This is a genomic window from Azospirillum sp. TSO22-1, from assembly GCF_003116015.1.
Classification (GTDB): domain Bacteria; phylum Pseudomonadota; class Alphaproteobacteria; order Azospirillales; family Azospirillaceae; genus Azospirillum.
The window spans coordinates 15,144-33,634 of record NZ_LGQZ01000065.1; the positions used below are offsets into that span (position 1 = coordinate 15,144).

The window sequence follows — 18,491 nt, forward strand, 5'->3', positions numbered from 1 at the left end:
ATGACGGCAAAAAAAGGTGCTTACGGCCGTTACCTGAAGCCACTCTTACTTGAAGATATCGCGCCGGCGCGCCGGTTCCCGGAAATAGAAGAAGTCCGAGGCGAACTGCACGCCGGCCTTGGGGTTGAGCAGCGCGACCTCGGTGGTCAGGCCCTGGGGGTCGACCACGCGCCACTTGCGCAGCTGGAACGGCCGGTCCTCGAACACCAGGGTCAGCGTGCCCTTGCCGGGGTCCTTGGTCTCCAGCAGCGTGACCTCCACCGCGCCCTGGCCGCGGAACACGTTGGTCACGGTGACGTCGCCGGACAGCCGGATGTCCGGCCGCAGGATGAAGGCGGCCAGCGTCGAGCCGATGGGCGTGCTCGACTGCTGCTCCATCTCGCCGTCCCAGTAGGTGAGGATGGTGCCGTCGGCGACCACGAAGTCCTTGACCGGTGGGTCGTACTCCAGCCGCATCCGCCCAGGCCGCGACAACGAGAAGGTGCCGCCGAGCTGCCGTCCGTCCGGGCCGACCTGGATGAACTTCGACTGCAGCGTCCGGATGCCGTTCAGGTACTGCTCGGCCTCGGACACGACGGCGCGGTCCTCGGCCGTCAGCGGGTGGCTCCTGGGCGCCGCGGCGGCCGGCGCGGCCAGCGCCGCGAGGAGGAGCAGGGGGGCGAGGATTCGGCGAAGCACGGTCGTCATGTCTCCATAGCTGCCCGACATTCGTGGCGGAAACGCGGCGAACCGGCAAGCGGCCCGGCACCAGAACCAAAGTAGTAGGCCACCCGGGCCGGTCACGCCGTTTGGATGGTGGATTGTTGGCCGATAAAATGAAACTGTACGGATGCGAAGCAGCCCGCTGTATTGTACCGCATAAGAGTGTCGTATGGGATCGTCAGGCAAGGAACGCGGCGCGCGCCTGCACTGGTGCGAGAGCTACCGAACCGGAAACCCCGTCCTCGACGAGCAACATCTGACCATCTTCCTTTTATTTAATGACGTGATGCGGGCAATCGAGACGCGGGCGTCGCAGCATATGATCGCCGACACCATCGACTCACTGATCTATTTCATCCGTAAGCACTTCGCCTGGGAAGAGCGGATGATGACGTCGGCCGGCTGCGACGAGGCCGCGGCGCATGCGGCGGGGCATGCCCGCTTCGACGCGGTGGCCCAGGCGCTCTACCAGTGTCTCGGCCCGTCCGACGGCGGCGAGGCGTTCGCCGGCTTCGCCCGCGAGTGGATCCTCGACCACATGGCGGCCGACCGCACGATCCCGGTGCTCCTGGCGGCGGAGTAGGCAGGCTTCCCCGCCTACTCGTCGATGTTCCGCGCCAGCACCTCGCGCTTGCCGGCGTGGTTGGGCTTGGAGACGACGCCCTCCTGCTCCATGCGCTCGATCAGGCGGGCGGCCGAGTTGTAGCCGATGCGCAGCTGGCGCTGGATGAAGCTGGTGGAGGCCTTGCGCTCGCGGCAGACGATGGCGACCGCCTTGTCGTACATCTCGTCGCCGGTCGCGCTGGCGCCGCCGGATCCGCCCTCGTCCTCGAAGACGCCGTCCTCGTCCTCCTCGGTGATGGCATCGACGTAGTTGGGCTCGCCCTGCGCCTTGAGGAACTTGACGATGTGCTCGACCTCGTTGTCGGAGACGAAGGGGCCATGCACGCGGGTGATGCGGCCGCCGCCGGCCATGTAGAGCATGTCGCCCTGGCCGAGCAGCTGTTCCGCCCCCTGCTCGCCCAGGATGGTGCGGCTGTCGATCTTCGAGGTGACGGCGAAGCTGATGCGGGTCGGGAAGTTGGCCTTGATGGTGCCGGTGATGACGTCCACCGAGGGGCGCTGGGTGGCCATGATCAGGTGGATGCCGGCGGCGCGCGCCATCTGCGCCAAGCGCTGGATCGCCGCCTCGATGTCCTTGCCGGCGACCAGCATCAGGTCGGCCATCTCGTCGACGATCACGACGATGTAGGGCAGTTCCTTGAGGTCGAGCGGCTGCTCCTCGAACAGCGGCTTGCCGGTGTCCGGGTCGAAGCCGGTCTGCACGCGGCGGGTCAGCGACTCGCCGTTGGTGCGGGCTTCGCGGAGCCGCGCGTTGTAGCCCTCGATGTTGCGCACGCCCAGCTTGGACATGTTGCGGTAGCGGTCCTCCATCTCCCGCACCGTCCACTTGAGCGCCACCACCGCCTTCTTCGGGTCGGTCACCACCGGCGTCAGCAGGTGCGGGATGCCCTCGTAGACCGACAGCTCCAGCATCTTCGGGTCGATCATGATGAAGCGGCAGCGGTCCGGTGCCAGCCGGTACAGCAGCGACAGGATCATCGTGTTGATCGCCACCGACTTGCCGGAGCCCGTCGTGCCGGCCACCAGCAGGTGCGGGAAGCGGGCGAGGTCGGCGACCACCGGCTGGCCGCCGATGTCCTTGCCCAGCGCCAGCACCAGCTTGCCCTGGTTGCGGTCGAAGTGCTCGGCCGCCAGGATCTCGCGCAGCAGCACCGTCTCGCGCTTGGCGTTCGGCATCTCGATGCCGATGACGTTGCGGCCCGGCACCACGGCCACGCGCACCGACACCGCGCTCATCGAGCGCGCGATGTCGTCGGCCAGCCCGATGACGCGGGAGGACTTGGTGCCGGGGGCCGGCTCCAGCTCATAGAGCGTGACCACGGGGCCGGGGTGGACCTTCTGCACCTCGCCGCGCACGCCGAAGTCGGACAGCACGCGCTCCAACTCCTCGGCGTTGCGGCGCAGGCTGGCCTCGTCCAACTGCTCGGCCCGCATGGCGGGGGTGGGCATCTGGAGGAGGTCGAGCGGCGGCAGCTCGTAGCCGTCGCCCTCGCCGGCCTCCAGATGCAGCGCCGGCTGGCGCGGGTCGGGCCTGCGGGCGGCGGGCTCCGCCTTGGGCTTGGGCGGGGTGACGACGGGGACGGCGCGCGGCGGCGGCTCGGCGGGCCGCTCCTCCACGAGGTCGCGGCGCGGCGCGCGCAACGCGTTCGGGTCCCCGGCGGACGAATCAAACGCGGGGGCGTCGAAGACCGGCGCGTCGAAGGAGGGGGCGTCGAACGCCCGTGCGTCGAAGGTGGGCGCGGCGGGGGCGGCGCGCTCCCCGGGGCCGAGGGTCGGCTCGCGGCGCATCATGTCGCCGGCGGCGGTGCGGGCGGCGCGGGCGGCCTCGGCGCCGCGCTTGCCCAACTCGCCGGCGCCGCTACGGGCCAGCGTGCCGGCCTTGCCGGCGAGGCCGCCCATGGTGCGGAAGCCGCCGAGCCACTCGCGCAGCGAGAAGCCGAAGGCGAAGAACAGCGTGAGGCCGGCCAGCGCCGCCGCGGTGGTGCCGATCATCTCGCGCCCGCCGCCGGCGAACAGCGCGCGCGCCGTCGCCTGCATCAGCATGGCGCCGGCGAGGCCGCCGGGCTGGCCGTGCACCCCGACCTGGATGTCGAAGTAGCCCTCGAACGCCACGGCGGCCAGCAGCACGCCCCACAGCGCCAGCATCAGGCGGAACAGCGGGTGGCGGATGCTCTTCTGGTTGCCCAGCCGCCAGCCCCAGGCCAGCGGCACGATGGCCAGCACCCAGGCCGCCCAGCCCAGCGTCTGGCGCAGGATGTCGGCCACCCAGGCGCCGGGCACGCCCAGCAGGTTGTGCGCCTTGGCGACGGTGGCGGTGTTCCAGGACGGGTCGGCGGCGTTGTAGCTGCCCAGCACGACGAACAGCAGCAGGCCCAGGCAGCCCAGCGCGAAGCCGGCCAGCTCCTTGGCGCGGGCGGCGACGAAGGCGCGCGCCTTCGGCGACAGCAGCGGCGGCCGTTCCGACCGGCCGGCGGGCTTGGCGGCGCGGCTGCCGGGCATTGGCTTGGCCGTGGGGGGCTTGGCCATGGGGTGCTTACCCGAGGATGCGGGGGAAGGCCGAACAGGCGCGGGCGATCGTCTCGGTGTCGTGCACCAGGGCCACGCGGATGTAGGGGGCGCCGGCGTTTGGCTCGCCGGGCTGCGAGCGGGTCAGGTAGGCGCCGGGCAGCACGCGGATGCCGCCCTCGGCCCACAGCTTGCGCGTCGCCGCCTCGCCGTCGCCGACGTCGAGCCACAGGAAGAAGCCGCCGGCCGGCCGGTAATAGCCGTAGCGGCCCTGCAGCGCCTCCTCCGCCGCGTCGAACTTGGCGCGGTAGGCGGCGCGGTTCTCCACCACGTGCGCCTCGTCGCGCCACAGCGCGGCCGAGGCGGCGAGCAGCGGCAGCGGCGTGCCGGCGTTGGAATAGCTGCGCAGCCGGCTGAACTTGGCGATCAGGTTCGGATCACCGGCGACGAAGCCGGAGCGCAGGCCGGCGGCGTTCGAGCGCTTGGACAGGGAGTGAAAGACCAAAAGGTTGGCCCACGGCTCGCCGCCGTGGTCGAGCGTGGCGGCGACCTCCAGCACGCCGGTCGGCGGCGTGTCCAGGTAGATCTCGGCGTAGCACTCGTCCACCGCCAGGACGAAGCCGTACCGGCGGGCGAGGGTGATGGCGCGCGTCAGGTAGGCGGCGTCGGCGGCGGCCCCCTGCGGGTTGGCCGGCGTGCACAGGTAGAACAGCGCGGTGCGGGCCAGCAGCTCTGGATCGAGCGCGTCCAGGTCGGGCAGGAAGCCGGTCTCGCGCGTCGCGGGCAGGAACACCGGCTCGCCGCCGGCCAGCAGCCCGGCGCCCTCGTACACCGCGTAGAACGGGTTGGGCATCAGCACGGCGGGGATCTGGCCGTTCTTGCGCTCCGGCACGGCGAGCAGCGCGGTCTGGAACAGCGCCTCGCGGGTGCCGGCGGCGGGCAGCACCGAGGTCTCCGGGTCGAACAGGCCGGCGGGCAGGGCGTAGCGGCGGTTCAGCCAGCCGGCGGCGGCGGCGCGCCAGTCGGGGGTGCCGGCGACCGGCGGGTACTTGCCCCAGAGATGCGCGTTGGCGCGCAGCACCTCGTCGATCAGGGCCGGGGGCTGGTGCTGCGGCTCGCCGATGGACATGACCGTCGGCTCGACGTTGGCGCGCGGCGTGATGCCGGACAGCAGGGCCGCCAGCCGGGTGAACGGGTAGTCGGTCAGCCGGTCCAGACGGTCGTTGGCAAGGGCCGTGGTCATGATGGTCCGCGCGAAAGGGGGATCGGGCGCGGAGTTTACCGGCGGCACAAAGGCGGTACAAGGGCGGCGGGGGCGCCAGGGGTGGGGACAACGGTGGGGCTGGGCTTGGGCGGCAGGCCATCATCTTTGCAAGCCGTCATCCCCGCGAAGGCGGGGATCCAGCGTGAGCCGCGACAGCGGCGATATGAGTCATATGGCTCGCGGACGCGAGCACTGGATCCCCGCCTTCGCGGGGATGACGGAAAAGAGCGCCTGCGGTGGAGGCGCAACGCTCCTTCGAGCAAACAAAAAGCCCCGCGAGCCCGGAGCGGGCCGCGGGTGCTCAGGCAGGGGTGCCGGGCCGAAGCGGATCCCCGGAACCTCGTCAGCAACGACGGGACACGGGCCCAGGGCGCGCTTCGGGGGCCATCAACCCTTACAGGGCCTCGGCGTTGGTCTCGCCGGTGCGGATGCGGACGGCCTGGGCGATCTCCAGGACGAAGATCTTGCCGTCGCCGATGCGGCCGGTGTTGGCCGCCTTCTGGATCGACTCGACGACCTGCTCGGCCTGGTCGTCGGACACCGCCACCTCGATCTTCACCTTGGGCAGGAAGCTCACCGAATACTCGGCGCCGCGGTAGATCTCGGTCTGGCCCTTCTGCCGGCCGAAGCCCTTGACCTCGCTGACGGTGAGCCCCTGGATGCCGAGCGACGTCAGCGCTTCGCGCACTTCGTCGAGCTTGAACGGCTTGATGATGGCCATGACGAGTTTCATGTGGCTCCCCTTGAAGCAAAATGGTCCGGCCCGGTCCCGCCCGGCTGGATCCGGCGCGTGCCGAATTCAGCCCGAGCGTGTTCGCCCCGGCCGCAAAAAGCAACGTTTACAAGAATCGTGCCGGAGGTTCTGCGCCGGGGAATCCGCCTTCCGCACGCGTCAAGCCTGCCACATTCCAAGGCGTCTGCCCATATTCTGTGCAGTGGCGACTCGTCGTCGCTACCCCCTCTGGACAAGCAGGCGCCCAGCGCCGATTGTTGCGTCCGGACAGTCTCAAGCCAGGGAAGGACGGCACCGGTCATGACCGACTCGGCGCGCGGTACGGAATCGGAGATCAGCACGGAGGTCGTGGTGCTGGGCGGCGGGCTCGCCGGCCTGACCATGGCGGCGGCGCTCGCCACGGCGAAGGTGCCGGTGGTCTGCATCGACCAGGACAGCCCGGAGAACCACCAGCGCGACGACTTCGACATCCGCACCACCGCCATCGCCTACGCCTCCATGAAGGTGCTGGAGGGGGCGGGCGTGTGGCGCCACATGGCGGAGCAGGCCGGGCCGATCCTCGACATCCGCGTCGCCGACCAGTTCTCGCCGCTGTTCGTGCACTACGACCATCGGGAGATCGCGGTGGACGGCGAGAACCGGCCGTTCGGCTGGATCCTCGACAACAAGGACATCCGCCGCGCCCTGTTCGCCCGCGTGCACGAATTGCCGGAGCTGCTGCACCTCGCCCCGGCGCGGGCGGTGGCGGTGGAGCGCGACCGCGCCGGAGCGCGGGTCCGGCTCGCCGACGGGCGGACGGTGAAGGCGCGCCTCGTGGTCGGCGCCGACGGGCGCAAGTCGCTGGCGCGCGAGGGCGCGAGGATCAAGGTGCGGCGCTGGGCCTACGACCAGAGCGCCATCATCTGCACCATTCGCCATTCCGAACCTCATGGCGGCGTGGCGGTGGAGCACTTCCTGCCCAACGGCCCGTTCGCCGTGCTGCCGATGACCGGTGACCGCTCCTCGATCGTGTGGAGCGAGAAGACCGAGCTGGTGCCGATGTACCTCGGGCTGTCGGACGCGGAGTTCGTCGGGGAGCTGCGCCGCCGCTCCGGCGACTACCTGGGCGAGATCGAGCTGCTGACCCGGCGCGAGGCGTGGCCGCTGTCGGTTCTGCTGGCCGAGGACTTCGTGGCGCAACGGCTGGCCCTGGTCGGCGAGTCGGCGCACGCCATCCACCCGATCGCCGGGCAGGGGCTGAACCTGGGCCTGCGCGACGTGGCGGCGCTGGCCGAGGTGATCGTGGATGCGCACCGGCTGGGGCTGGACGTCGGCGGCGAGAACGTGCTGGCGCGCTACCAGCGCTGGCGGCGCTTCGACACGGTGCTGCTGGCGGCGGTGTGCGACGGGCTGGTGCACCTGTTCTCCAACAATTTCGGGCCGGTCAAGCTGGCGCGCGACGTCGGCATGGCGGTGGTCAACCGGCTGCCGCCGGTGAAGCGTTTTTTGATGCGGCACGCCATGGGGATTGTGGGGGATCTGCCTAGGATGATTCGGGGGGTGCCGCTCTAACGGAAGTCCAGGGTCGCCGGATTCGGCTTGTTTTCGCCGTCGGCGAGGCCCACGTTGGTCGGGTCATTCTGCTTCGGACGTTCGGCCTGTTACGCCCATTGGGCACTGCGACCGCTGCGATTCCTGGAATACAGATGATGCGCCCCGCCGGTGGTGGGGTGCTACCCCGCATCATTGGAGGACAGCGATGCCCACTGGCACCGTGAAGTGGTTCAACGGCACGAAGGGCTATGGTTTCATCCAGCCCGACAACGGCGGCCCGGACGTCTTCGTCCACATCTCCGCCGTCGAGCGCGCCGGCATGCGCGGCCTCAACGAGGGACAGAAGGTCTCCTACGAGGAACAGCGCGACCCGAAGCGTGGCAAGACCTCGGCCGAGAACCTTAAGGCCGTCTGACCCAGCCGGGTGTATCTTGGTAAGGGGGGCACCGGGCGTCCGGTGCCCCTTTTTCGTTTGCCCGCGTACCGGAGAAGGTCCCATGGCGTTCAAGCCCAACTACAATCAACAGCGCGCCGAGCGCAACCGCGCCAAAGAGGCGAAGAAGCAGGAAAAGCTCCAGCGTCGCGAGGAAGAGGCCGCCAAGCGCAAGGCCGAACAGGACGGCACCGACCCTGTTGTCGATGCCGAGTCCGAAAACACCTGAGTTCCGAGGGTCCCATGGCCAAGAAGAAACCCCTGCGCGCCGACACCGGCTTCGTGCTGTTCGACGTCCTCTATGAGGACGGGGCGCGCACCTCCAACCGCAAGGTCCCGGCGGAGCTGGTGAACAGCCTGGACGGCGACGGCCCGATCCGCGGCTTCATCGAGGAGCAGGACCGCAAGATCGCCGAGATGTCCGGCAACCCGCGCGGACCGATCAAGTCGATCGCGCGGTCGGCGTGAGTGCCGTCAAAGCCCTCCCCCTGCTCCGCAGGGGGAGGGTTGGGTGGGGGCAAGTTGTTTCCGCGAAGCCGCAGCCCTCACCCTCCCCAGGCTTCGCCTGGGTCCCCTCCACCGGTCGCCCGCAAGTCGGGCGACCGCGCGTCGCCTACAACCGCCTTCGGCGCTTGTTGCCTTTGGCATCGGCTCCACGCCCCCGCCGGAGGCGGGGGAGGGCTTGATTAGCCCAACCCATACTCCCGCAACGCCTCATACACCGCGCCGCCTTTGCCCAGGTGGCTGCGGTACAGCGTGAAGTGGCCGATGCGCATCGGCCCGGCGCGGAACAGGCCGCGGTCCTCCAGGAAGCGGCCGAGGCGGTCCTTGGGCGCGTCCTTCAGCCGCGCCAGCGTCACGTGCGGAGAGAACTTGCGCTCCTCCGGGGCCAGGCCGCAGCGCACCAGCGCGGATTCCACCTTGCTCTGCAGGTGGGACAGCGCCTCGCTGCGCTCCACCCCGGCCCACAGGACGCGGGCGTTGCGGCCGGAGCCGTACATCCCCACCCCGTCGAGCACGAGGTCGAAGCCCGGCGCCGCGATCTCCGCCAGGGCGGCGTCGATGTCGTGCGCGGTGTCGTCCGGCACCTCGCCGATGAAGCGCAGGGTGAGGTGGAGGTTGTCGGATTCGGTCCAGCGCGCGCCGGGGACGCCGCCGGCCAGGCCGGCCAGACGCGCGCGGACGTCGGCGGGGAAATCGAGCGCTACGAAGAGTCGGATCATCCGGGCCACGGGACGAGGGGAGGGACTCCCCTTATCTAGGCCGCTTTCTCGTCCAGCGCATACCCTGCCGAGCGGACCGTGCGGATGATGTCCACCTCGGTCTCCTCGTTCAGCGCCTTGCGCAGGCGGCGGATGTGCACGTCCACGGTGCGCGGCTCGACGTAGACGTCGTGGCCCCAGACCATGTCCAGCAGCTGCTCGCGCGAGAAGACGCGGCCCGGGTGCTGCAGGAAATGGCGCAGCAGGCGGAACTCGGTCGGCCCCAGGTGCACGTCGCGGCCCTGGCGGCGCACCCGGTGCGAGGCGAGGTCCATCTCCACGTCGCCGAAGCGCAGCGTCTCGTCGTTCAGCGCCGGGGCGGCGCGGCGCAGCACGGCGCGCATGCGGGCCACCAGTTCGGTCGGCGAGAACGGCTTGGTCAGGTAGTCGTCGGCGCCGGAGTTGAGGCCGCGCACGCGGTCGCCCTCCTCGCCGCGGGCGGTCAGCATGATGATGGGGATGTCGCGGGTCTTCGGGTTGCGGCGCAGCTGGCGGCAGACCTCCAGGCCCGACATCAGCGGCAGCATCCAGTCCAGCAGCACGATGTGCGGCGTCTGCTCGCCGGCCAGCAGCAGGGCCTCCTCGCCGTCACCGGCGGCGACCACGCGGAAGCCTTCCTTCTCCAGGTTGTACTTCAGCAGGGTGACGATGTCGGCTTCGTCCTCGACGACCAGGACGAGCGGCTTCAGCGCCGAATTCATGGATTCCCCATCTCCTGCGGTGTCTCCCCGGCGCCCACGACGGTGACGCTCGAGGTGTCGCTCTTCGGGCGCTCACCCGCCAGCGGCTCGCCCACCACCAGGAAGTGGATGGTCTCCGCCACGTTGGTCGCGTGATCGCCGATGCGCTCCAGATTCTTTGCCATGAACAGAAGGTGCGTGCACGGGGTGATGTTGCGCGGGTCCTCCATCATGTCGGTGAGGACCTCGCGGAACAGGCTGGTGTAAAGGTCGTCCAGTTCCTGGTCGCGCTCCCAGGCGGAGACCGCCTTGGCGACGTCGCGCTCGGTGTAGGCGTCCAGCACGTCCTTCAGGATGCCCTCGACCAGCTTGCCCATGCGCGGGATGCCGACCACCGGCCGCACCACCGGCACCTGCGCCAGCGCCAGCGAGCGCTTGGCGATGTTGGCGGCGTAGTCGCCGATGCGCTCCAGGTCGGCGGCGATCTTGAGCGCCGAGACGATCTCGCGCAGGTCCTGCGCCATCGGCTGGCGCAGCGCCAGCAGGCGGAACGCCTCGGCGTCGATCTCGCGCTCGTACTCGTCGAGGCGCTGGTCGGCCTGGGTCACCTGTGCGGCCAGGGCGACGTCGCGCTTGGCGACCGCCTTGACGGCGGCGGCGACCTGCGCCTCGGCCACGCCGCCCATCTGGGTGACGAGGTTGGAAATGCGCTGAAGCTCCTGCTCGAAGGAGCGGACGATGTGCTCACCGGACATGGGCCCTGCTTTCACGCCTCGATGCGGTCGGGCGGGACGTTAGCGGGGGACGGAGACCGGAGTATTGCGGTTTGATGACTGTTTTGTGACGACCGACATGGAGTTGTCATGGTGATGCCCTCCCCCGCCTCCGGCGGGGGAGGGGTGGGTGGGGGCAGCGGCGTGCACGAGAATCGACGCTTGCCGCTTACGCCGTTGCCCCCACCTTCCCACGCCTGCGGCGCGGGCCCCTTCCTCCCCCAGCGGGGCTGGGGGAGGGGTCAGGCCGCATCCCCCGCCCGGCGCTGCTTCGCCGGCTGCGCCGCCGCAACGCCAACGGGGGCCGCGACCGGCAGATAGACGGTGAAGGTGGTGCCCGTGCCGACTTCGCTGTCGATGGTCAGGCGACCGCGGTGGCGGTTGACGATGTGCTTGACGATCGCCAGCCCCAGCCCGGTGCCGCCCATGGCGCGCGAGCGGGCGGCGTCGACGCGGTAGAAGCGCTCGGTCAGGCGGGGCAGGTGCTGGCGCGGGATGCCTTCGCCGCGGTCGATCACCGCCACCGCCAGCGAGCGGCCGGGCGGCGCCCGGCGGGCCGGCGCGGCCGGGGCCGGGCCGGCCGCCGCGGTGTCGGACAGCGCGATGGTCACGGTGATCTCGGTGTCGGGGCGGGTGTACTTGACCGCGTTGCTGATCAGGTTGCTGAACACCTGGGTCAGCTGATCCTCGTCGCCGACCGCCGCGGGCAGGCCGTCCGGCGTCTCCAGCCGCAGCGCGATGCGGCGCGCGGCGGCCTTCAGCTCCAGCGAGTCGAGGACGCCCTGGATGCAGGCCGGCACGTCCACCTGGCCGGCGGGCGGCATGTGCTCGTCCAGCTCGATGCGCGAGAGCGAGAGCAGGTCGTTGACCAGCCGGCTCATCCGGCTCGCCTGGTCGTGCATGATGCCGAGGAAGCGCTCGTGCGCCTCCAGGTCGTCGCGCGCCGGCCCGCGCAGCGTCTCGATGAAGCCCAGCAGCGAGGACAGCGGCGTGCGCAGCTCGTGGCTGGCGTTGGCGATGAAGTCGGCCCGCATCTGCTCGGTGCGGCGGATCGTCGTGATGTCGTGCAGCGTCAGGATCGCCATGCGCGGCGAACCGGGGGCGCGGCGCTGGAAGGGGGTGACGCGCACCTCGAAGGTGCGCTCCACCGGCACCGGCTGCGCGAACTCGACGATGCGGGAGGCGCCGCCGGCCAGCACGGCGTCCACCGCCTCCAGGACGGTGGGGTTGCGCACGCTGGCGGCGAGGTCGCGGCCGGCCACCTTGTCGCCGAACAGGGCGCGGGCGGCGGCGTTGGCGCGCGCCACCTGACGCTCGGCGTCGATCAGCACCAGCGGATCGTGCAGCGCCTCCAGGATCGCCTCGTCGGCTTCCAGCTGGGCCTGCGCCTCGGCCGCGTCGTCGCTCAGCGTGCGGCGCAGGCTGGAGATCGCGGTGGCCAGCTCGTGCGCGGCGGGGGAGGCGAGCTCCTCCTCGTCCTCGGCGCCTTGGGCGACGCTGTCGGCGAGAACCGTGAGGTCGCGGCGGTGCTGGCGCAGCAGCAGCCCGACGCCGGCCACGGCGGCGAGCAGGGCGACGAGGCCGAGGGGAAGCAGCGGCTGGTCGGTCAGCGCCGCAGCCGCCAGCCAGACGGCGGCCGGCAGCAGCGCCAGCGTGGCGGCGAGGCGGGAGCGGAGCGGCAGCGGCGGGGTCATGACGTACCTCTACACCATCCCGCGGGCGGCGGGGCGGGCGTCATGAAAGATTCACGGAATGCGAGGGGGCCGCTACTCGAACTTCTCGTCCGGGTAGACGCCCCAGACGTCGCCGCGCTTCAGCCAGCCCTTGTAGCCCTTGAGGTCGACCTGGCACCACTCGCCCTTGCACTTGGACAGCCAGCCCATCACGCCGGGCTGGGCGCGGGCCACGGTGGCGGCGTCGGTGGCGGGCTCCTTGCGGACGGCGCGCTGCTCGCCCTTGATGATCACGCCGCGCTTGCCGGAGAGCATGCTCTGGTGCACCCAGCCCTCGCTGCCCTCCCAGTCGCGGATGCGGCGCCAGGTGTCGAATTCCGCGGTGATCTCCACCGGCATTTCCTTGCGGGTGAACACCCACTCCACCGGGTAGCGCACGCCGGGGCCGGTGCGCAGGTTCACCTCGCCGGAGCGCAGCGTGACGAAGCGCGGCACCGGCAGGCCGGTGACCTGCGTCGGGTTCTTCTCGCGCGCCTGCGCCGGTGCGGGCAGACCGCCGGCCAGCATGGCCAGCAGCAGCGCGGCGGTGGGCAGCAGACGTCCGGACGGCATCGGGCGGGCCTCGGCAGGGGCGGGAAAAGCGGGTCGGTGGCTGTTTCGGGGGCCACTATAGTTAGGGGTAACTCGTCGGGGCAAGGCCACCGCGGGCCGCACGTGCGTTCGTCACAGGCGACTGCGACGGCGGCGCGTCTGGACAGCGCGGCGCGGGGCCTGCTATGCCAGACACAGAATCAGGGGGGAGCGTCCGTTCGATGCCCGAACACAAGAAGCCGCTGGTCGTCGTCACGCGCAAGCTGCCGGACGTCATCGAGACCCGGATGATGGAGCTGTTCGACACCCGGTTGAGCCCCGACGACGACCCGATGACGCAGCAGCAGCTCATCGACGCCGTCAGGCTGGCCGACGTGCTGGTGCCGACGGTGACCGACCGCATCGACCGCGCCGTCATCGAGGCGGCGGGGCCTCAGTTGAAATTGATCGCCTCCTTCGGCACCGGCGTCGACCACATCGACAACAAGGCGGCGCGCGAGCGCGGCATCGTCGTCACCAACACGCCGGGGGTCCTCACCGAGGACACCGCCGACATGACCATGGCGCTGATCCTCGCCGTGGCGCGGCGCCTCGCCGAGGGCGAGCGTCTGGTGCGCTCCGGCCAGTGGAAGGGCTGGGGGCCGACAACCATGCTCGGCCACCGCATCTGGGGCAAGCGGCTGGGCATCCTGGGCATGGGCCGCATCGGCCAGGCGGTGGCGCGGCGCGCGCGCGCCTTCGGCATGTCGATCCATTACCACAACCGCCGCCGCCTGCACCCGGACATCGAGAACGAGCTGGAGGCGACCTACTGGGAGAGCCTGGACCAGATGCTCTCGCGGATGGACGTCATCTCGATCAACTGCCCGCACACGCCGGCCACCTACCACCTGCTGTCCGAGCGCCGGCTGAAGCTGCTGCGGCCGCACTGCTACATCGTCAACACCTCGCGCGGCGAGGTGATCGACGAGAACGCGCTGACCCGCATGCTGGCGAAGGGCGAGCTGGCCGGCGCCGGGCTGGACGTGTTCGAGCACGAGCCGGCGGTGAACCCGAAGCTGATCAAGCTCGACAACGTGGTGCTGCTGCCGCACATGGGCTCGGCCACCATCGAGGGCCGCATCGACATGGGCGAGAAGGTCATCGTCAACATCAAGACCTTCATCGACGGCCACAAGCCGCCGGATCGGGTGCTGGAGGGCTTGGTCTGACATCCGGCACCGCCATCTCCGTCATCATCCCCGCCTACGACGCGGCGTCCTGCATCGGCAAGGCGATCGCCAGCGTCCGGCTGGCGGTGGCCTTCGCGGCGGGGACGGAGTGGCCGGTGACGGCCGAGGTGGTCGTCGTGGACGACGCCTCCAGCGACGCCACGGCGGTTCTGGCCGAGGCGTTCGCCACCCCCGACTGTCCGGTGCGCGTCGTCCGCCACGCCGCGAACCAGGGGGCCGGAGCGGCGCGCAACACCGGTGTGGACGCGGCGGTGCACGATATCCTGTGTTTCCTCGATTCCGACGACGTGTACCTGGCGCCGCACCTCGCGGCGGTCGCCGCCGCCTTCGCGCAGCGGCCGGAGATCGACTTCGTCAGCACCCGCTTCCAGACCAGCCGGCCGATCCACCCGAGCTGGATCCCCGGCGTCTCCGCGGCCTCGTCCCTGACGCTCGGCATCCGCAAGGCGGCGCATGAGCGGCTGGGGGGCTTCCCGCCGTTCCGCTTCTATGAGGACGTGGTCTACCGCCGTCTCGCCGACCGCTTCCTGACCGGCTGGTATGTCGAGAACGAGACGGTGGTCTACATGTGGCGGCCGGGAAACTCCTTCGACCGCCAGCTCGCGGCGTTCGAGCAGCCGATGCCGGAGAGCGGCTCCGGCCCGGCCGAGGGGCCGCCGGCGCACGTGTGGGAGGAGTTCAAGCGGCGGGTGGAAGCGCTTTCCGCGGGACACGTGCCCCCACCCCTGACCCCTCTCCCGCTTCGCAGGGGAGGGGAATAAGGCTCCCTCCCCTGCGAAGCGGGAGAGGGTTGGGGTGGGGGCAATACCTCACACCGCCGCCCGCGCCTTCTCCAGGTCGATCTTCACCTCCACCACGCCCGGCTCGTCGAGGTTCTCCTTGCGCACGAAGCCCAGCGCCCGGCACATGCCGAGCATGTTGGTGTTCTCGCGCAGCACCTCGCCGTACACCTCCTTGATGCCGCGCGAGCGGGCGTAGTCGAGGATCTTGCTCATCAGCAGGAATCCCAGCCCCTGGCCCTTCATGTCCGAGCGCACCATCACCGCGTACTCGGCGCGCTGGTTGTCGGGGTCGGCGGTGATGCGGACCACGCCGTACATGATGGTCTTGCCGGTCTCCGGGTCGGGGCCGACGGCGACCAGGCCCATCTCGCGGTCGTAGTCGATCTGCGTCAGCCGCGCCGCCGCCTGATGCGACAGCCGTTTGAGAGGCGCGAAGAAGCGCAGCCGCAGATCCTCCGGCGTCTGGTTGGCGACCATGTGGTGCACCAGCGGCTCGTCCTCCGGCAGGATCGGGCGGACGAAGAACTGCCGGCCGTCCTTGATCCGGATGTCGCCCTCCAGCGACTTCGGGTAGGGGCGGATGGCGAGGCGCTTGGCGCCCGGCAGCTCCGGCACCGCGATGCGGATCGCGGCGTCGAGCGCCAGCACCCCCTCGTGGTCGGCGAGCAGCGGGTTGACGTCCAGCTCGGCGATCTCCGGGAAATCGACGATCAGCTGCGAGATCTTGTTGAGCGTCAGCGCCACCGCGTCGATGTCCACCGCCTTCATCGAGCGGTAGCCCTGCAGCCGCCGCCAGATGCGCGTGCGCCCCATCAGCTCGGTGGCGAGGCGCATGTTCAGGGGCGGCAGCGCCAGCGCGTAGTCCTCCACCACCTCCACCCCGATGCCGCCCTCGCCGAACAGCAGGACCGGGCCGAACAGCTCGTTCTCGGTCATGCCGACGATGAGTTCGTAGGCGTCGGGGCGGACCGCCATCTCCTGCACGGTGAAGCCCTCGATGGCGGCGTCGGGGGCGAGCGCGCGCACGCGGGCCAGCATCGCCTCGGCCTCGACGCGCACTTCCGAACCGTCGGTCAGGTGCAGCGCCACCCCGCCGACGTCCGACTTGTGCGAGATGTCCGGCGACAGGATCTTCAGCGCCACCGGGCCGCCGATCGCCTCGGCGCAGCGCGCGGCCTCCTCCGGCGTCTCGGCGCGGCGGGTGTCGACCACCGGGATGTTGTAGGCGGCGAGCACGCGCTTGGCCTCGTACTCGGTCAGCCAGTCGCGCTTCTCGGCGATGGCGCGGGCGATGATCTTGCGCACCATGATGCCGTCCGGCGCGAAGTCGTTCGGCACCGACGGCGGCGTCTCCATCAGCAGTTCCTGGTTCCGCCGGTACTCGACCAGGTGCATGAACGCCTTCACCGCGTGGCTCGGCGTGTCGTAGGTGGGGACGCGGTTGCCGGCGAAGCGCCGGCGCGCCTCGGCGGCCGAGGTGTCGCCCAGCCAGCTGGTCAGCACCGGGTGGCGGCGGCCGGTCGCCTTGTGGATCGTCTCGACGACGGCCTGCGCCACCGCCGTCGAATCGGTGGTGGCGTTCGGGCAGTTCAGCACCAGGATGGCGTCGTTGCCGGTGTCGGCGAGCAGCGCCTCCAGCGCGTCGGCGTAACGCTTGGGCGGCGCGTCGGCGCCGATGCGCAGCGGGTTGCCGCGCGGCGCCGTGGAGGCGCCGAGCGCCGCGTCCAGCTTGGCCTGCGTCTCCTCCGACAGCGCGGCCAGCCGGCCGCCGGCCTTGACCAGGCTGTCGGTGGCCATCACGCCCATGCCGCCGCCGTTGGTCAGGATCATCAGCCGGTCGCCGGAGATCGCCGGCACGCCGGTGGCCAGCGTGTTCACCGCGTCGAACAGCTCGTCCAGCTCATCGACGCGCAGCAGGCCGGCGCGGCGGAAGGCGGCGTCGTAGACGGCGTCCGACACCGCGAGCGCCCCGGTGTGTGAGCTGGCGGCCTCGATCGCCTCCTCCGAGCGGCCGGCCTTGATGACGATGACCGGCTTCTGGCGGGCGGCCGAGCGGGCGGCCGACATGAACTTGCGCGCGTCGTTGATCGATTCGATGTACAGCAGGATGGCCCGCACCCCGCCGTCGGCGGCCAGATAGTCCAGCAGGTCGCCGAAATCGACGTCCGCCTTCTCGCCCAGCGAGATCAGGTGCGAGAAGCCGATGCCGCGCGCCGTCGCCCAATCGACGATGGAGGTCACCACCATCGACGACTGCGCCACCAGCGCCACGTCGCCCTTCTTCGGCGACACCGGGCCGAAGCTGGCGTTCAGCCCGCGCCCCGGCACCATGGCGCCCAGGCTGTTGGGGCCGAGCAGGCGGATCAGGTGCGGGCTGGCCGCCTCGTAGACCTTCCGCATCTGCTCCGGCGTGAAGCCGCCGGAGAGCACCATCGCCGCCTTGGTGCCCTTCTGGCCGAGCTGCTCCAGGATGCCGGGCACCTGGTCGGCCGGGTTGCAGATCACCGCGAGGTCGGGGGTGATCGGCAGGTCGGCGATGGTCTTGTAGGTCAGCACCCCCTCGACCGCGCGTTCGGTGGGGCTCACCGGCATGATCGGGCCGTCGAAGCCGGCGTGGAACAGGTTGCGCGCCACCAGCGCGCCGATCGTGCCCGCCTTGCGGCTGGCCCCGACCAGCGCGATGGAGGCGGGCTTGAACATGCGGTCGAGGTTGCGAACGGTCATGACCGGTTCCGATCTGGCGTGGGTAAGCGGGTTGACGGATGCGGCAACAGGGGTGGACCCGATACCATACCCCCGTAAACGCGACCAAACGCCGCTCATGTTGCGCTGCACACGAATCCTAGCCGTTTTTGCGGCCGGGTGCGACAGTGTGAATCAGTCGCAATCCGTTGCGGAAAGCCTTGATCCAAAGCAATTGTTGTTCAAGCGGAATGGATGAATCGCAAAGGTTTTTCGTGGAACGCTTCTCCCACGTCCCCTGTTTGCGCCCTGAAGGCATATAGCAAAGGGGGATCGACGGATGGATCACGACTACCTGCGCCACACGCTGGACTGCCTGGAAGAGGCGCAAGCGGCCCTGCATCTCGCCCAGCGCCGGGGGCAGATCGAGCGCAAGGACGAAGCCAAGCTGATCCGCTGTCTCGACACCCTCACCGAGGATCTCAGCCGGGTGCAGCAGACGCACTGAGCGCGGGGGTTCAGCGCCCGGCCAGCTCCGCCCGGTACAGCGCCGCCGTCTCCGCGTCGAAGCAGACGAAGCGCACGTCGGCGACCGCGTCGTCCCTGGACAGCTCGTCCAGCGCCGCGGCCACGGCGATGCGCACCGCGCGGTCCTTGGGAAAGCCGTAGATGCCCGTGCTGATCGCCGGGAAGGCGAGGCTCGCCAGGCCGTGCCGGCGGGCGAGCGCGAAGGCGGTGCGGTAGCAGGATTCCAGCAGGGAATCCTCGTTCGCCGCGCCGCCGCGCCACACTGGGCCGACGGCGTGGATGATCCACGGGGCGGGCAGGCGGTGGCCGCGGGTGATCCGGCACTCGCCGGTCGGGCAGCCGCCGATCTGGTCCAGCTCGGCCTGCAGCCCGGGGCCGGCGGCGGCGTGGATCGCGCCGTCGACGCCGCCGCCGCGCTTCAGGGCGCTGTTGGCGGCGTTGACGACCGCGTCCACGGCGACCCGCGTGAGGTCGCCTTCGACGACGCTCACCCG

19 protein-coding genes are annotated in these 18,491 nt (G+C 70.4%); 8 read left to right on the top strand and 11 right to left on the bottom strand.

Features of this window, described 5'->3' with window-relative positions; all coding sequences use genetic code 11:
* Positions 1 to 45: 45 nt before the first annotated feature.
* Entirely contained in the window at positions 46 to 687 is a 642-nt protein-coding gene (locus tag TSO221_RS17115) for an outer membrane lipoprotein carrier protein LolA (protein ID WP_109119726.1), read from the bottom strand.
* 184 nt (positions 688 to 871) lie between these two features.
* On the opposite strand from TSO221_RS17115, the gene TSO221_RS17120 reads away from it, so the two are divergent.
* Positions 872 to 1,285 carry a hemerythrin domain-containing protein gene (locus TSO221_RS17120; RefSeq protein ID WP_109119727.1) on the top strand — a complete coding sequence of 138 codons (414 nt, stop codon included), beginning with the start codon at positions 872 to 874 and terminating at the stop codon, positions 1,283 to 1,285.
* 14 nt (positions 1,286 to 1,299) lie between these two features.
* Here the strand turns inward: TSO221_RS17120 and TSO221_RS17125 are convergent, their stop codons facing one another.
* The 3 genes from TSO221_RS17125 to glnK form a co-directional block, all read right to left on the bottom strand.
* Positions 1,300 to 3,852, bottom strand: a complete 2,553-nt coding sequence (locus TSO221_RS17125) for a DNA translocase FtsK (protein ID WP_109119728.1) — start codon at positions 3,850 to 3,852, stop codon at positions 1,300 to 1,302.
* 7 nt (positions 3,853 to 3,859) lie between these two features.
* On the bottom strand, positions 3,860 to 5,074 hold the full coding sequence (locus TSO221_RS17130; protein ID WP_109119729.1) for an aminotransferase class I/II-fold pyridoxal phosphate-dependent enzyme: 1,215 nt from the start codon (positions 5,072 to 5,074) through the stop codon (positions 3,860 to 3,862).
* 415 nt (positions 5,075 to 5,489) lie between these two features.
* Positions 5,490 to 5,828, bottom strand: coding sequence for a P-II family nitrogen regulator (gene glnK / locus TSO221_RS17135; RefSeq protein ID WP_109119730.1), 339 nt, complete (start codon positions 5,826 to 5,828; stop codon positions 5,490 to 5,492).
* Positions 5,829 to 6,128: 300 nt separating this feature from the next.
* Between glnK and TSO221_RS17140 the strand changes: the two genes are divergently transcribed.
* The 4 genes from TSO221_RS17140 to TSO221_RS17150 all read left to right on the top strand — a co-directional run bounded on the left by TSO221_RS17140 (position 6,129) and on the right by TSO221_RS17150 (position 8,262).
* On the top strand, positions 6,129 to 7,379 hold the full coding sequence (locus TSO221_RS17140) for a UbiH/UbiF/VisC/COQ6 family ubiquinone biosynthesis hydroxylase (protein ID WP_109119731.1): 1,251 nt from the start codon (positions 6,129 to 6,131) through the stop codon (positions 7,377 to 7,379).
* A gap of 187 nt (positions 7,380 to 7,566) precedes the next feature.
* Positions 7,567 to 7,776 carry a cold-shock protein gene (locus TSO221_RS17145; protein WP_109119732.1) on the top strand — a complete coding sequence of 70 codons (210 nt, stop codon included), beginning with the start codon at positions 7,567 to 7,569 and terminating at the stop codon, positions 7,774 to 7,776.
* Positions 7,777 to 7,858: 82 nt separating this feature from the next.
* A complete protein-coding gene (locus TSO221_RS35980; protein ID WP_199229511.1) occupies positions 7,859 to 8,023 on the top strand; it encodes a hypothetical protein in 165 nt (54 codons plus the stop codon).
* A gap of 14 nt (positions 8,024 to 8,037) precedes the next feature.
* Positions 8,038 to 8,262, top strand: a complete 225-nt coding sequence (locus TSO221_RS17150) for a hypothetical protein (RefSeq protein WP_109119733.1) — start codon at positions 8,038 to 8,040, stop codon at positions 8,260 to 8,262.
* A 218-nt stretch (positions 8,263 to 8,480) separates the two neighbouring features.
* Here the strand turns inward: TSO221_RS17150 and thpR are convergent, their stop codons facing one another.
* The 5 genes from thpR to TSO221_RS17175 form a co-directional block, all read right to left on the bottom strand.
* Positions 8,481 to 9,017, bottom strand: coding sequence for an RNA 2',3'-cyclic phosphodiesterase (thpR, locus tag TSO221_RS17155; RefSeq protein WP_109119734.1), 537 nt, complete (start codon positions 9,015 to 9,017; stop codon positions 8,481 to 8,483).
* Positions 9,018 to 9,052: 35 nt separating this feature from the next.
* Complete coding sequence (gene phoB, locus TSO221_RS17160; RefSeq protein WP_109119735.1) at positions 9,053 to 9,757, bottom strand: phosphate regulon transcriptional regulator PhoB; 705 nt, start codon at positions 9,755 to 9,757, stop codon at positions 9,053 to 9,055.
* Positions 9,754 to 10,491 carry a phosphate signaling complex protein PhoU gene (phoU, locus tag TSO221_RS17165; protein WP_109119736.1) on the bottom strand — a complete coding sequence of 246 codons (738 nt, stop codon included), beginning with the start codon at positions 10,489 to 10,491 and terminating at the stop codon, positions 9,754 to 9,756. Before phoU ends, phoB begins: the two co-directional genes overlap by 4 nt.
* A gap of 260 nt (positions 10,492 to 10,751) precedes the next feature.
* Positions 10,752 to 12,203, bottom strand: a complete 1,452-nt coding sequence (locus tag TSO221_RS17170; protein ID WP_109119737.1) for an ATP-binding protein — start codon at positions 12,201 to 12,203, stop codon at positions 10,752 to 10,754.
* Between the two features lie 72 nt (positions 12,204 to 12,275).
* Positions 12,276 to 12,794: an SH3 domain-containing protein gene (locus tag TSO221_RS17175; RefSeq protein ID WP_348770272.1), complete on the bottom strand. Its 519-nt coding sequence runs from the start codon at positions 12,792 to 12,794 to the stop codon at positions 12,276 to 12,278.
* Positions 12,795 to 12,994: 200 nt separating this feature from the next.
* On the opposite strand from TSO221_RS17175, the gene TSO221_RS17180 reads away from it, so the two are divergent.
* Both TSO221_RS17180 and TSO221_RS17185 read left to right on the top strand, forming a co-directional pair.
* The gene (locus TSO221_RS17180; protein WP_109119738.1) at positions 12,995 to 13,984 is read left to right on the top strand and encodes a D-glycerate dehydrogenase; all 990 of its coding nucleotides are present in this window, start codon (positions 12,995 to 12,997) and stop codon (positions 13,982 to 13,984) included.
* 26 nt (positions 13,985 to 14,010) lie between these two features.
* Positions 14,011 to 14,766, top strand: coding sequence for a glycosyltransferase family A protein (locus TSO221_RS17185; protein WP_282187779.1), 756 nt, complete (start codon positions 14,011 to 14,013; stop codon positions 14,764 to 14,766).
* Positions 14,767 to 14,814: 48 nt separating this feature from the next.
* On the opposite strand, the gene TSO221_RS17190 is transcribed toward TSO221_RS17185, so the two are convergent.
* Complete coding sequence (locus TSO221_RS17190; RefSeq protein ID WP_109119739.1) at positions 14,815 to 17,511, bottom strand: bifunctional acetate--CoA ligase family protein/GNAT family N-acetyltransferase; 2,697 nt, start codon at positions 17,509 to 17,511, stop codon at positions 14,815 to 14,817.
* A gap of 298 nt (positions 17,512 to 17,809) precedes the next feature.
* Here TSO221_RS17190 and TSO221_RS35985 point away from each other — a divergent pair, with 298 nt between their 5' ends.
* Entirely contained in the window at positions 17,810 to 17,977 is a 168-nt protein-coding gene (locus TSO221_RS35985) for a hypothetical protein (protein ID WP_199229512.1), read from the top strand.
* Positions 17,978 to 17,987: 10 nt separating this feature from the next.
* On the opposite strand, the gene TSO221_RS17195 is transcribed toward TSO221_RS35985, so the two are convergent.
* Positions 17,988 to 18,488, bottom strand: coding sequence for an O-acetyl-ADP-ribose deacetylase (locus TSO221_RS17195; RefSeq protein ID WP_247878097.1), 501 nt, complete (start codon positions 18,486 to 18,488; stop codon positions 17,988 to 17,990).
* Positions 18,489 to 18,491: the final 3 nt, after the last annotated feature.

What these genes read in the sequence shown, in the direction of transcription:
- TSO221_RS17115 (WP_109119726.1), bottom strand. Translation starts at nt 687, where the DNA reads ATGACGACCGTGCTTCGCCGAATCCTCGCCCCCCTGCTCCTCCTCGCG.
- TSO221_RS17120 (WP_109119727.1), top strand. Translation starts at nt 872, where the DNA reads ATGGGATCGTCAGGCAAGGAACGCGGCGCGCGCCTGCACTGGTGCGAG.
- TSO221_RS17125 (WP_109119728.1), bottom strand. Translation starts at nt 3,852, where the DNA reads ATGGCCAAGCCCCCCACGGCCAAGCCAATGCCCGGCAGCCGCGCCGCC.
- TSO221_RS17130 (WP_109119729.1), bottom strand. Translation starts at nt 5,074, where the DNA reads ATGACCACGGCCCTTGCCAACGACCGTCTGGACCGGCTGACCGACTAC.
- glnK (WP_109119730.1), bottom strand. Translation starts at nt 5,828, where the DNA reads ATGAAACTCGTCATGGCCATCATCAAGCCGTTCAAGCTCGACGAAGTG.
- TSO221_RS17140 (WP_109119731.1), top strand. Translation starts at nt 6,129, where the DNA reads ATGACCGACTCGGCGCGCGGTACGGAATCGGAGATCAGCACGGAGGTC.
- TSO221_RS17145 (WP_109119732.1), top strand. Translation starts at nt 7,567, where the DNA reads ATGCCCACTGGCACCGTGAAGTGGTTCAACGGCACGAAGGGCTATGGT.
- TSO221_RS35980 (WP_199229511.1), top strand. Translation starts at nt 7,859, where the DNA reads ATGGCGTTCAAGCCCAACTACAATCAACAGCGCGCCGAGCGCAACCGC.
- TSO221_RS17150 (WP_109119733.1), top strand. Translation starts at nt 8,038, where the DNA reads ATGGCCAAGAAGAAACCCCTGCGCGCCGACACCGGCTTCGTGCTGTTC.
- thpR (WP_109119734.1), bottom strand. Translation starts at nt 9,017, where the DNA reads ATGATCCGACTCTTCGTAGCGCTCGATTTCCCCGCCGACGTCCGCGCG.
- phoB (WP_109119735.1), bottom strand. Translation starts at nt 9,757, where the DNA reads ATGAATTCGGCGCTGAAGCCGCTCGTCCTGGTCGTCGAGGACGAAGCC.
- phoU (WP_109119736.1), bottom strand. Translation starts at nt 10,491, where the DNA reads ATGTCCGGTGAGCACATCGTCCGCTCCTTCGAGCAGGAGCTTCAGCGC.
- TSO221_RS17170 (WP_109119737.1), bottom strand. Translation starts at nt 12,203, where the DNA reads ATGACCCCGCCGCTGCCGCTCCGCTCCCGCCTCGCCGCCACGCTGGCG.
- TSO221_RS17175 (WP_348770272.1), bottom strand. Translation starts at nt 12,794, where the DNA reads ATGCCGTCCGGACGTCTGCTGCCCACCGCCGCGCTGCTGCTGGCCATG.
- TSO221_RS17180 (WP_109119738.1), top strand. Translation starts at nt 12,995, where the DNA reads ATGCCCGAACACAAGAAGCCGCTGGTCGTCGTCACGCGCAAGCTGCCG.
- TSO221_RS17190 (WP_109119739.1), bottom strand. Translation starts at nt 17,511, where the DNA reads ATGACCGTTCGCAACCTCGACCGCATGTTCAAGCCCGCCTCCATCGCG.
- TSO221_RS35985 (WP_199229512.1), top strand. Translation starts at nt 17,810, where the DNA reads ATGGATCACGACTACCTGCGCCACACGCTGGACTGCCTGGAAGAGGCG.